This window comes from Synoicihabitans lomoniglobus, assembly GCF_029023725.1.
Classification (GTDB): Bacteria; Verrucomicrobiota; Verrucomicrobiia; order Opitutales; family Opitutaceae; genus Actomonas; species Actomonas lomonigloba.
This window is the reverse complement of sequence record NZ_CP119075.1, coordinates 2,572,120-2,584,062: the sequence shown is the minus strand read 5'-3', so window position 1 is coordinate 2,584,062 and position 11,943 is coordinate 2,572,120. Positions and strand designations below refer to the sequence as shown.

Annotated in this window: 9 protein-coding genes; 1 reads left to right on the top strand and 8 read right to left on the bottom strand. The window is 63.0% G+C overall.

Annotation, left to right across the window (positions count from 1 at the left end; all coding sequences use genetic code 11):
• The first annotated feature begins 7 nt into the window (after positions 1 to 7).
• Positions 8 to 1,579, top strand: coding sequence for a sialate O-acetylesterase (locus PXH66_RS10175; protein WP_330931482.1), 1,572 nt, complete (start codon positions 8 to 10; stop codon positions 1,577 to 1,579).
• A 3-nt stretch (positions 1,580 to 1,582) separates the two neighbouring features.
• Here PXH66_RS10175 and PXH66_RS10170 read toward each other — a convergent pair whose 3' ends face one another.
• Genes PXH66_RS10170 through PXH66_RS10135 form a run of 8 tightly spaced genes read right to left on the bottom strand, consistent with a single transcriptional unit; the run spans position 1,583 to position 11,941 of the window.
• Positions 1,583 to 2,713, bottom strand: a complete 1,131-nt coding sequence (locus PXH66_RS10170; RefSeq protein WP_330931481.1) for a GDSL-type esterase/lipase family protein — start codon at positions 2,711 to 2,713, stop codon at positions 1,583 to 1,585.
• A gap of 39 nt (positions 2,714 to 2,752) precedes the next feature.
• On the bottom strand, positions 2,753 to 4,108 hold the full coding sequence (locus PXH66_RS10165; protein WP_330931480.1) for an acetylxylan esterase: 1,356 nt from the start codon (positions 4,106 to 4,108) through the stop codon (positions 2,753 to 2,755).
• A gap of 18 nt (positions 4,109 to 4,126) precedes the next feature.
• Positions 4,127 to 4,909, bottom strand: coding sequence for an SDR family NAD(P)-dependent oxidoreductase (locus PXH66_RS10160; RefSeq protein ID WP_330931479.1), 783 nt, complete (start codon positions 4,907 to 4,909; stop codon positions 4,127 to 4,129).
• Positions 4,910 to 4,920: 11 nt separating this feature from the next.
• The gene (locus PXH66_RS10155) at positions 4,921 to 5,814 is read right to left on the bottom strand and encodes an alpha/beta hydrolase (RefSeq protein WP_330931478.1); all 894 of its coding nucleotides are present in this window, start codon (positions 5,812 to 5,814) and stop codon (positions 4,921 to 4,923) included.
• A gap of 3 nt (positions 5,815 to 5,817) precedes the next feature.
• Positions 5,818 to 7,935: a heparinase II/III domain-containing protein gene (locus PXH66_RS10150; RefSeq protein ID WP_330931477.1), complete on the bottom strand. Its 2,118-nt coding sequence runs from the start codon at positions 7,933 to 7,935 to the stop codon at positions 5,818 to 5,820.
• Complete coding sequence (locus PXH66_RS10145; RefSeq protein WP_330931476.1) at positions 7,932 to 9,845, bottom strand: DUF2264 domain-containing protein; 1,914 nt, start codon at positions 9,843 to 9,845, stop codon at positions 7,932 to 7,934. The genes PXH66_RS10150 and PXH66_RS10145 overlap by 4 nt, the downstream gene beginning before the upstream one ends.
• Before the next feature lie 6 nt (positions 9,846 to 9,851).
• Positions 9,852 to 10,856, bottom strand: coding sequence for a hydroxyacid dehydrogenase (locus tag PXH66_RS10140; RefSeq protein WP_330931475.1), 1,005 nt, complete (start codon positions 10,854 to 10,856; stop codon positions 9,852 to 9,854).
• Between the two features lie 2 nt (positions 10,857 to 10,858).
• Entirely contained in the window at positions 10,859 to 11,941 is a 1,083-nt protein-coding gene (locus tag PXH66_RS10135; protein ID WP_330931474.1) for a class I mannose-6-phosphate isomerase, read from the bottom strand.
• Positions 11,942 to 11,943: the final 2 nt, after the last annotated feature.

Here is an 11,943-nt window from a genome sequence, read left to right as displayed (position 1 = left end):
TTTGCTCATGAAACTCCCTGACTTTAAGAAACCCCTGAGCCTGCTGGCCGTCGGCTTGCTGGCCTGGTCTCAACCCGCCCGGGCCGATATCGAACTGCCCGCCATCTTGGGCGACAACATGGTGCTGCAGGCATCCCCCGACACCCGTTTGTGGGGCCAGGGAATCAGTGGCGAAAAAGTCACCGTGATGTTCCAGGGCCGCACGTATCATACCACGGTCGAGAACAACCAATGGACGATTGCCTTGCCCGACTTGGAAACGGGTGGACCCTTTTCAATGGAGATCCGCGGCTTCAATCGCATCCAGTTGAACAACATTCTCGTTGGGGACGTGTGGCTCGGCAGCGGTCAATCGAACATGCGTTTCTCGCTGAGTCGCGCCCTGGAGGCAGACGCGGCGATCGCGGCGGCGGATCATCCGGAGATTAGGCTTTTCACCGTGGCGGAGAACGCGGCGGATGTTCCGTTGGACGACGTGCAGGGCGAGTGGGTGGTTTGCTCCCCGGAAACCGTGAGAAACTTCTCTGCGGTGCAGTATTATTTCGGACGGGAAATCGCCGGAACCCAGGATATTCCGGTCGGGCTGGTCCTGTCATCCGTCGGAGGCACCCGCATTTGCAGCTGGATCAGTGCACCCGATCTGGCGGCGAACCCGGAATCTGAATACTACTTCACGTATTTTGATGAATTGCTGGCCAACTACCATCCGGCATACGCGGAATACCTTGCCCGGCTGGACGCCGATCCGACGTTGTCGGAGCGGGCGCCCCGCCATCCGTTCGAGCGCATGCCTTCGGGCTACTTCAACGCGATGATCGCGCCTCTCACGTCCTTCGCAGTGAAAGGGATTCTGTGGTATCAGGGGGAAACCGACTCCTGGTGGGCCGAACCCTATGAGCGCATGATGCGTGACTTGATCTGGGCTTGGCGACGGGACTGGGGGCAGGGAGAGCTCCCGTTCCTCATCGTGCAACTTGCCAGTTTTGACGGGAAGCTGCGCGTGGATGAAAACTATCCCTATATCCGTGAGGCCCAGCGGCTGGTCGCTCGCTCCGAGCCCAACACTGCGCTGGCGGTGGCGATTGATGTGGGTGAAAAGGACGACATTCATCCGAAAGACAAGGAGCCGGTGGGGCATCGTTTGGCCCTCGCGGCGCGCCATCTTGCCTACGGCGAGGACATCGAATTTTCGGGCCCGACCCTGGCGGGCGTCCGGTTCGACGCCGGGCGCGCCATCGTCAGTTTTGATCACGCCGAGTCGGGGCTGCGGTCACGGTCCCCCGAGTTGCGGGGCTTCGAACTTGCGGGTCAGGACGAGGCGTTCCATCCCGCCCGAGCCGAGATCGCCGGGAACACGGTTATGCTGCGATCCGACGCGGTCGAGGATGCCCGTTATGTGCGCTACGCGTGGGACGGGTTCCCGGACTGCGATTTGGAAAATGGGGCGGGGTTACCGGCGAGTCCATTCCGCACCGACACGGTCAAACGTCTGAACAAGGAGGAATGGGAGGCGAAGTATCCGGAGAAACTGGCGGAGAGCGAAGCCATGCAGGCGACGCTCGATGTGGGGGCGCGATAGAGTTCAGGGCAGCTCGTAGCACTCGACCAGCACGTTGCCGGTGGTGCCCGCGGGGCCTGTGACCTCCACCGTGTAAGCGCCGGGGTCCAAGGTCACCCGGGCCAGTGCATCGTTGCTGCCGGGATTCAAAGGGAATGCGCCCACTTGGCTCGACGAGGTGGACAAGTTTGAATCCCAGCGATCATTGGTCGCCACGATTTCGTTGTGTTCGTCACGAATCACCATGCGAGGGTCGGGGTGCGAGTCGGTCACGCCAAAATTGCTGAGCGTGGGACCGACGGCGCGGATGAGAAAATCCTTGCGACCGCCGCGCACCACCAGACCGGCGACCACCGTATCCTGGTCCGCCCCCAATCGCGCCCGGGTGGACAGATTGACGGCCCGGCCCTGGTGCGTCGCTTCATAATCTCCGACCATTTCGGCGAGCAAGGGAGACATTTGTTCGATCCAGATTTCGTAGCCGGCTTCACTCAGGTGAAGTTGGTCCGGCATGATACGGTCGGGGATGGTCCCGTCTTCATTTTGAAATGCGGGGCCTAGATCGAGGAAACGCACGCGGTCGCCGTCGTCGAGCGTGGCGAGGTCGGCATTGATCTCGTTGATCTTCGCCATGCGCAGTTCCCACGGGTCGACGACTCCGTTGCCCTGGACGCGCGGGCCGCGGGGAAAAATTGCCAACAGTAGAATTTTGGTGTCGGGCAATTTCTCCTGGATCAGGGCGACCATTTTTCGCATGGCGGCCGAGATTTCAGCCGCGGAATTCTCGGCCGTGTTGTTCGTGCCGGCCAGCAGCACCACGGCGGCTGGCGAGATATTGTCGAGCTCGTGTTCCTCGATGCGCCAGATGATGTATTCAGTGCGATCACCGCCGATGCCGAAGTTGGCGGGATCGTATTGGCCCCAGGCCGATTCCCACAGGCTCGGAACATTGGCCCATTGTTCGGTGATGGAATCGCCGAGGAACAGCACGCCGACACGGCCTTCGCCCGCCCGCTTCAGAAATTCACTGTGCAGCCGGTAAAACTTGGCGTTGCCGGCCCGGGGAATGCCCACGCTGGGATCAGCGGCCACGGTCGTGCCCACGAGTGAAAGCGAGGCGCACAGGCCCAGCAGGAGAAATGATCGGATGGTCATAAAGGGGTAGGGTCGAAAAATGGGCCGACACGGCGGAGCTCAAGGGGTGGTCGCGACCGGGTGAGCCATCGCGACAATGCGATCGAGATAGCGGTCGTTGAATTCGGGCGACGAGCGATGGCCCATCTCCAAGTGCAGTTGCAGTGATTTCTCGACCGTGATGCTGTTGTGGACTGCGAAAAGACTCGTGACGGGGCACGTTTCGTCGTTGTAACCCCAACCCAGGCTGATCGGCGCGTGCAGGCGACGCGCGAAGTTAACTGTGTCGTAGTAGCGGGCGGTGTTGATCTTGGCGTCGGTCTGGTGCTCGGGTTTGGCCAACAGGTGCGGCCAACCACCGGCCCGACCGTGAAGGTAGCCGGTGACGTCGGAAAACGCCGGGAAGTTAGCCACGCTCCCGGTCACGCGATCATCCAGCGCCGAGGTTGCGATCGTGAGCTGTCCGCCCTGACTGCCGCCCGCGACCACGAGGTTTTTACGGTCCCAATTTTCGTGCGCCACGAGCACGTCATTGGCGCGCACGCAGGCCAGATACACCCGCAGGAAATAATAGCTGTCGCGATCGTCCATGTTGAACGTCGGGTAGTAGTTGAGAGCACCGTAACGCAGGTTGTCGTAGAGCGGCTGTTCCAGATCGATCGGGATGCCGTGAATGCCCATCTGCAGCACAATGTTACCGCGCGCGGCGAGAGCCATTTCGCCATGATAAGGGCGCACGCCGGCGCCGGGCACGCGGAGCACGGCGGGGTAGTGCCCCGGTGCGGTGGGTTCGGTCATCACGCCGTAGAAGGGCATGGTGCGTCCGCCGAAATTCCACGACTCGAAACTCACATGATAGACATTGACCTCCGGCGTGCACGCTTCCGGCACCAGCGTCTTCTGCAGACGCGGGGGGACCTTGCGCATGGCGTCGAGGTGCTGTTGCCAAAAGTCATCGAAATCTTTGGGCGCGGTTTGCGTCGCCTCGATGGCTTCGGGGGCGAATCCCGCGGTGGCGAGACCGCGATAGGATTTTCCGTCCAAGGTGTATTCGACAATGCAGCGAAGAAATCCCGGCACCTCCATGGTGCCGGCGGGGAGGACGAGCCCCGCGGTCGGAACCGGCACCGCCTCCACGAGCGTTTCAAACTTCTCCGGCCCCAGCCGGTAATTGATCACGGCGCCGTCCACCGCCGACCCGTCGGCCAAAACCCGGATGGTGAAGGTGGCGGGTTCACCGCAAGCGTAGGTCCAGTCGGATCGATCGAGGGAGACCAACACTTGCGGGGTGCTGATCCGGGAGGCGGCGAACGACGGCGTGGGCAGGGCGTCGGCCGCCAACGAAGTGGGACGTTCCGCGGCAATCGTGGGAGAGACGATGGTCGCGACGAGGAGTAAGGCGCGGAGGGGTAGCATAGTGAAAACAGGAGAAGGTTAACCGGCCCAAACGCCGCCGTTGATGTCGAGGGTGGCGCCGGAAATAAAACCATCGAATTCTCCGGCCAGAAAAACCACCGCGCGGGCAACGTCTTCGGGTTTGCCGGCGACCCCGAGCGGGATGGCGGCGATGGTGGCCTGCGCGGAGGCATCGGTCGTGTGGGTGTTGTGAAACGACGTGCCGAGGATCAGGCCCGGAGCCAGGGCGTTAACGCGAATACCTTGGGGCCCGAGCTCGTTGGCGAGTGCGCGGGTGAAGGTGAGCACGGCACCTTTGGCCGTGGAGTAGGCGAGTGACCCGGCGTGGCCGCCTTTGCGGCCGGCGAGGGAGGAGAGGTTGACGATACTCGCACCCCCACTGGTTTTCGCGGCGGTGGCCAAATGCGGGGCGGCGGCGCGAGAGACCCGGACCATACTCTCGACGTTAAGGGCCATGACGTGGGACCAGAATGCGTCGTCAATGGTGTCGAGGGTGTGACGCGCGACCAATGATCCCGCGTTGTTAATCAAGACATCAAGTCCGCCCAGTGCGGCGACGGCGGACGCGACCAGTTTCTCGCCGCCGTCGGGAGTCGTGAGATCACCGGCGGCGTGGCCGAACGTGCGTCCGAGGGAGGCGGCGTGGGCGGCCAGTTCTTCGGCACCCGCCAGGCTCGTATGGTAGTGGACAAAGACGTCGCAGCCGGCGTCGAGCAGGGCGCGGCTGGTGGCCAGACCGATGCCTTGGGCGCCGGCGGTGACAAGGGCGCTTTTACCGCGAAGTTTGGGGGAAGAGGACATGAGGGAACGGTTCAGGGGCGAACGGGGAGTAGGTTCAAATTTTCGAGGAATGTCTGTTGGAGTCGCGGCACTTTGCTTTTCCAACTTGGCACATCACCGGCGTAGTTGTGACCGCCGCCGGGCACGGTGTAAAATTCGCAAGTGTTGCCGGAATCGATCAACGCCTGATGCAGCGCGACCGATTGAGCATAAGGCACGAGAGCGTCGGCGTCGCCGTGAATCAACAACACCGGGGGTATCACCGTATCCAGATGGTGAAAGGGGGAAAAATCGTCGGGGCGGGGGGAGTGAAACCGGGAGCTGCCGACTCCGGTGCGGGCGCTGGTGTCCGATGGCGGGCAATGCAGAATCAACGCGGCCAACGGTGGCGCGGGAGCGTCCGCCGGATCGAGACCGGCCGGCGTGGTGTGGAGGGCGGTCCACAGCGCCAGATGGGCGCCGGCCGACGTTCCCGCCACGATGATTTTGGCGGGATCGACCCCGAGCTCAGCGGCATGGGTCTGGACCCAGTGCACGGCGCGGCGAGCATCGGCGACCGACCAGGTCGCATCCGCCGCGGGCCAGCGTTCTTTCACGCGATAGTCCGGCGCGATTCCCACCATGCCCTGACGGGCGGCATCGCGGGCGGGGCCAACGGATTTATCGGGTGAACCGTGGAGCCAGCCACCACCGAAAAAACGCACGTAGGCGGGGCGTTGATCCGACGGTTTCCATCCTTCCGGTTTGAAGACGTGGAGTCGAACGGGTTCCGGTTCGGCCTCCCGGTAGACGTGAGTTTCCGCGCCGGGGTATGTCGGGGACGTCGCCGCGAGGTTGATCGCCAGCGACGCGAGGGTCGCCAGCGTGAGGGCGGCATGATACGGGCTACCCCCGCAAATTCGTAGTGGGGCGGAGAATACGCGCATTGATCATTTCACGGACACCGTGGTGTCGGTCAGGGTGATGGTGTCGGTGCGTCCGTCGGGACGGTCGACGACCATGCGTCCCTGCTGATCGACCCGGGCGGTAAGGGCCGTGGCGCCCCCGAGCTCGGGTTCGGGCCAGAGCACGGCGAACACGGTGTAGGTCGTGGCGGCCTCGCGGGACTCGAGGGTGAGGTTCAGGTGATCCCGCCACTCGGCCGTGACCCAGGCGTAGGTCTCCTTGGAGCGATAGCGGGGATCGATGGGCACGGGATACTCATCCGTGATGGTGGCGAACCAATCGACATCGGGGGAGACGATGGCGGCGGTGAGGGAGGCGGCTTCGCCATCGATGATCGCCTGCTGCCGTTGGTTGTGCCAGGCCATGCCCATCTCGCCGTGCAACAGCCAGGCGAGATGGGATGGTTTCCCTGTGTCCACACGATCACGCACGACAACGTAGCGCTGATCGATGAAAAGGAGATCGCGAGTGACGCGTTTGAGCTGACCCTCGGGTTGCATGGTTTGGTAAGCCACCAGCGCGTCGCCGGTGGTCCACACGTAGCGGTCGCCGGTTTCGAAACGGGTGATTTTGCCGGTCGCATGCTTGTCCTGTTGGGCTTGCCCCTGACCGTCGATCAGGACGGCGTTTTTGGACATGGTCTGCCAGGTCCAGCCCTTGTGATGGGGGGAGCGGTGAAATTCGCGGTTGGCGGAATTGATGGCCAAACCCTCGCCGTAGGCGTTGAGAATGAAACTGTTTTGGTCGGGGTGACTGTGGCTGTAAGAGCCGTAGGGGGAACTCTTGAACGTGATGTGGATGTCGTTGGCGGGGTCGCCGAGGGCGGAGTGCATCGACACCCAACCGACGTCATCAAAAAACCGATACGGAGGGAGTTCGCTCAGCGGCGCCGGTGCCGGTTCGGGGAACGCGCTGCCGATGAAGTTGCGAATGAGAAACTCACCGGCGGTCGGGTAGGTGCGGGCGAGTTTACCCATGCCCATGAGCGACGGCGATTCGCGGGGATCGTCGCACAGGGCGGCGTAAGAGAGGAAGTAGCCATTGCCCTGAACGCGCCCGAGGTGCGTGAGGTAGTCGGCCATGACGGGTTCGAGATTGAAGTGTCCGGCATTGGAGGCGTCGCCGAACGTGGTGTGCAGGTAAGGTTGCACGTTGTAGACGGCGAAGTAACCGGTGTTGCGCCAGAACGGCGAGGCGTAGGCGGAGGGATCGCCAATGGCGAGCAGAGCGTCCTGGAAACCGGCGTGTTCGAAGGTGCCGCGCCAGTAGGCGCTGCCTTCGGCCCAGCCGCCGGCGTCGCCTGCGAACGGACTGAATTGATCGCGGTAGAACGAGTAGGCGAACTCCCACCACGCGCGGGCTTCGTCGGGCAGGTCGTCCCAGAGCGCGAGGGCGGTCAACCCGACCATGGCCATGAAACGCACCGGGTGGCTGGAGGGTTTTACCTCAAGGGAATTACGCTTGAGACCTTGCACGTTGGACTCGCGGATCCAACGCACGGTGCGTTCGCCGCGAATCTTGAAATGAGCGAGCACGCGGGCGCGTTCGGCGTCGGTCAGCTCGTCGCGCAATTGATCGTAAATCAGCGGCAATTTGCGCCAGAGACGGAAGTTGCCTTCGTCATTGTAGTAGACGTCGGTGGCGCCGAGAACCTCGCCGGACTCCCAGTCGGGGGCAAAATGCCAATCGGTCGAGGTGAGGAGAAACTCCTTGGCCTTGGCGAGGTAGCGGTCTTCGCCGGTCACGAGCCAGGCGAACGTCGCGGCTTCCGCGATGCCGGAAATGTTGCCGGCGAGATCCTGCACGCCGCGCCAGCGGTCGGTCTTGTAGGTGTCGCGTTTGCTGGGCTCGGGATCGCCGTAGGTCAGAGGCTCGGCCGGATGCGGGAAGGCCATGTAGACCGTATCCAGATCATGCTTGATGCGGGCGAATGCTTCGGCGCCGGCACCGGTGGTGCAATAGGCGCGAAAGGCTTCGCGTTGACCGCTGAGCACCATGGTGCGGGGACCGTGGGCGGGCACGTGGTCCGCGGAATTCGCGGCGCAAACGGCGCCCGGAAGCGCGGCGGTGAGAAGAACGAGGGCGAGGAGGGAACGTCTCATGATGGAGCAGGGATCGCAGGCAGGAGGTCGTGGGCGAGGTGCCATTCGCCCAGTTCGGGGTGGAGGAGCGTCCAAGCCCCGGCGGCGGTGGCGGTCAGCGCCCAAGGTTGAGCTTCGGCGCGGTCGGGACCGGTCCAGGCCAGCGCGATGAGCACGCCGGTTTCACCGGCGGCGGCACCGACGGTGGGGCTGTCCGCCGTGGCGGTGACATGGTAAGGGGCGCGAATGTGAGTGCGCGGGGTGGAGTCGTCGAGGCGTCGCTCCCAGGCGGTGGAAGTGAAGCCGTGAATCGGCTGCAAAGTGGTGCCCTGTCCGTCCTTCCAGGCGGAGAGAACCGGGGAGGCGTCTTCGATGGTGAACGCATCGCTTTGGTGGTCGGACAACGCGTAGCCGCCGACTCGAAGCACGCCGGGCTGGCGGCATTCGTAGGCGTGCACTTGGAGGATCCACCCGCGGTTCCACCACACGCCCGTGTCGACGCTGCAGTTCGCTTGTTCCGTTTTGAAGCCGAGGTTGGAGACGTAGCGCGCGTGTTCGTTTGTCATCTCGATCGCGACGGTGGAGTGTCGACCAAACACGCGTCCGTCGGGCAGATGAAGGGTGAGTGCCGAGTCGGCGGACCAGTTGGTCGGCGCGGGGCGGGCGATGGTGAAATCGACGCCGGTGCGGTAAGCGGTCTTGCTCCATTTCCAAGCCCCGTAACGCACGTGCATGTTGGAGATTTGGGAACCGGCGTTGATGATCTCCACCTCGCCATCGATGCTGCGCACGGTGAGACCGGCGGTGGGGACGACGTGGGTGTGGTCGCCCTGTTCGGAGGGCAGTGGAACCTCGGCCTCGTGCCAGAACGGATGCTCGGGCGGCAGCAGCATTGGGGAGAGGCCCTTGGCGCACCAATAGGGGGAACCGGCGCAGGAGTAGCTTTCGCCGAGATCCGGGAACTCGTTGAGCCAGCCGATGGAAAGCAGGCCCTGCGATTGTTGGATGGGATGCCGTAGAAAGAAATCCACGTTGCGCGTGCACAGCCGCCGGAGTTGGCCGAGGGGGAGATCGGTGGAGTCGGTGGCGACGGCCAAACCGAAGACATTGATGCCGTTGAACCGGTAGGTGATGGAACGGCCAAACGCGGGATGCTCACCGCTGGCGGCGAAGAAGTGCACGTAGTCGCGCACAAACAGTTTGCCCCAGTCCTTCCAACGTTGGGCGCGTTCGGGTTGGTCGCGGCCGTGGAGTTTGGCCCACCACAGGCCATAAAAGTGAAACGCATAGGCGTTGTAGTGATCGTAGGCTTGATTGATGCCGTCCTCGAACCAACCACCGCCGCGATGCATGCCTTCGAGGCGGTCGAGAAACGTATCGATCACGACCCGATCAGTGGGGCGACCATAGCCCTTTTGGATGAGGAATTCCAGAATGTGGATCCCCATGAAGTAGTGGTTGTTGTTAACGATGCCGTTGCCGCGGGAGGTGCCCAGCCAACGGGCGATCCGGTCCTGGTGGGCGGGTGGTAAGGGGTCCCAGAGCTCGGCGGGAGCGATCTGCAGGGCGAGTGCGAGCAGACCGATTTCCACATGATGCTGATGGTAGTTCGCATCCGGTCCCCAGTAGTGCGGGCTCTCGGGGTCGGAACCGATCGCCAGTCCGGCCCGAAACCAGTCGCCGATGGTGCGGCGGAAGTCGGCATCTTCGGGCACGGCGACGGTTTGCAACCAGTGGGCCGCCAGCAGGAGCGGGCGGGCGAATGATTCGAGGCGATCGGCCTGGGCATCGTGATCACTGGCTTGACCCGTGATCGGAAGATCGGCGTAGCCCTCGCGCATGAGTGGCACGAGAGGTTCGAGCAAGGCGCGAGCGTTGTTTTGCCAGTGGCGGTAGGAGTCCGGGAGATTCAATATGTTAACGTAGGTCAAGGGGGCTCAAGTCGAGCGGTCGTAGATGGGCAGGGTGATCACACTCTCCATCGGGCGGTCTTCGGCGTAGGCGCGAAGGTTTTTCAGGGCGAACGCACCGGCGTCGCAGCGACGGTCGGTGGTAGGGCCGGCGAGATGGGGCGTGAGGGAGACGTTGGGTAAATTGCGGAAGCCCGAGTCGGCGGGCAGTGGCTCCTCGCCGAACACATCCAAACCGACGAAGATCTGTCCGCCGCGGGCGACTTCAAGCAAGGCCTGTTCGTCAACGGTGGCACCGCGGCCGACATTGACAAACACGCTGCCGGGCCGCAGCAGCTCCAGATGGGCTTTGGTGATGGAACCCCGAGTCTCCGGAATCAGCGGCGCGAGTTCCACGACAACGTCATTTTCGCGCATCAGTTCATTGAGATCGAACGCCACGCGTAGACCGTTTTGTTCGGCAATGGCGGGGGTGAGATCGGGGGCGAACACTGAGATGGTGCAGCCGAAGGGACGCAGCAATGCGATCAGCTCATGCGCGACGCGACCGAAACCGCGAATGCCGACCCGGCGGCCGAACAGGGAGGCCGAGCGGGACGTGCGACTTTTCCACGCGCCCTGCGTGTGCATCGCAATCGTCCAATGGGTGAAGTTGCGCATGCCGGCGAGCACGTGAAGCAAAGCGCCCTCGGCGACGATTCGACTAATGGAGTTGCCCCAATTGGTGACGATCAGGCCGAGTTCGATGTGTTCGCGCGGCACCAGTCTTTTGATGGAGCCGGCAAAGTAGCACACATACCGCAATGCCGGGGGCAGTTCGGGCGGCAAATCCGGCGTGGCCCAGCACGCCACCAGCACCTCCGGGTTGCGTTGAAACAGGAGATCGCGCCAAGCCGAGTGGGACAGATTGGTGGGGTCGACGGTGGTCAGCACCGGGGCGAGCGCACGAATCTCATCGGCGGATGATCCGGGAAGAAACTCCTGTATTTCGATGGGAGTCAGACATTGCAGGATGGAAGCTGGGCGAGGCATGGCTAGAGTGGGGGGTAGCACTCCAAGATCTCGGCATTTCCGTGGGGTCGGAGCTCAAGGGACTCCAAACCGGCCGGGCAAAAGAACTTGTCGTAGGTGTTGAGTTGAAGGGACTGGTCGCCGACGTGCAGTTCGAGTGAACCGGCAGTGACGATACCGATGTAAAATGAGTCCTCGGCCTTGGTGATGGGATCGGCGAAGCAGGTGCGACCCACCCGGAAGCACGGCGTCTGATCGGGGCCGATAAGCGTCTCCTGCCAGGAAGCGGGGCCCCGCTCTTGACGGTCGCGCGGCCCACAGCGGGAGTGCGTCTCGATGGCTGACAGGGGGCGGGGCATGAAATCGATCAAGGACACGCCGAAATCGACGTCCCGCCCCATGAACCGGGCCGCTTCCGGCAGTTCGTAACCGCCGCGCTGAAACTCATAACGCGCGACGAAGTCGGTCGGCTCTTGTATCTCAACCATGAATACGCCCGGACCGAGGGCGTGCGGCACGCCGCCGGGGATCAGAAAGGTGTCGCCCCGTTTAACCGGGATTTTGTCAAAGCAGGCTTCAATCGCGGCGATGTCCTGGGTTTCGATCCAGCGCTTCAAGTCGGCCGGGTCGGGCGGACGTTGGAAGCCCACGTAAATGAAGGGGGCGGATTCTTCCGGACGGGTGCGGAGAATGTGGTAGGCCTCGGTTTTACCGCTGGGCGAATTCAGCACCCGGCGGGCGAATTCCTGCGAGGGATGACACTGGAAGTGCAGGCGGATGGCCGGATCGAGAAATTTGATCAACAGCATCGGGCTCGGGCCGTGTTTCGCCACGTGATCAGCGCCGAGAAAGTAATCGGGATCGGAGGCCAGCAGCGTCCCGAAATCGCACGATTGCTCGTCCACGATGGCCGTGGAAATTCCCTCGGCGATCTCTTCGCGTCCGGGCGAGATCGCGCGGGTGAGGGAGCCGATCCAGTCTTCCGGAAAGTGATTGTCGGCAGGAGTGCTCGCTCCGGAAATCTGGTCGAGTAACGCCCCACCGGTGTAGGAACGCCACACTCGGTTCGGCGGCAGCAACACGACTTTGTCTCGGTAGTTTGCCATGG

Excerpts from the sequence above, each read along its gene's own strand:
- PXH66_RS10175 (WP_330931482.1), top strand. The coding sequence starts at position 8 with ATGAAACTCCCTGACTTTAAGAAACCCCTGAGCCTGCTGGCCGTCGGC.
- PXH66_RS10170 (WP_330931481.1), bottom strand. The coding sequence starts at position 2,713 with ATGACCATCCGATCATTTCTCCTGCTGGGCCTGTGCGCCTCGCTTTCA.
- PXH66_RS10165 (WP_330931480.1), bottom strand. The coding sequence starts at position 4,108 with ATGCTACCCCTCCGCGCCTTACTCCTCGTCGCGACCATCGTCTCTCCC.
- PXH66_RS10160 (WP_330931479.1), bottom strand. The coding sequence starts at position 4,909 with ATGTCCTCTTCCCCCAAACTTCGCGGTAAAAGCGCCCTTGTCACCGCC.
- PXH66_RS10155 (WP_330931478.1), bottom strand. The coding sequence starts at position 5,814 with ATGCGCGTATTCTCCGCCCCACTACGAATTTGCGGGGGTAGCCCGTAT.
- PXH66_RS10150 (WP_330931477.1), bottom strand. The coding sequence starts at position 7,935 with ATGAGACGTTCCCTCCTCGCCCTCGTTCTTCTCACCGCCGCGCTTCCG.
- PXH66_RS10140 (WP_330931475.1), bottom strand. The coding sequence starts at position 10,856 with ATGCCTCGCCCAGCTTCCATCCTGCAATGTCTGACTCCCATCGAAATA.
- PXH66_RS10135 (WP_330931474.1), bottom strand. The coding sequence starts at position 11,941 with ATGGCAAACTACCGAGACAAAGTCGTGTTGCTGCCGCCGAACCGAGTG.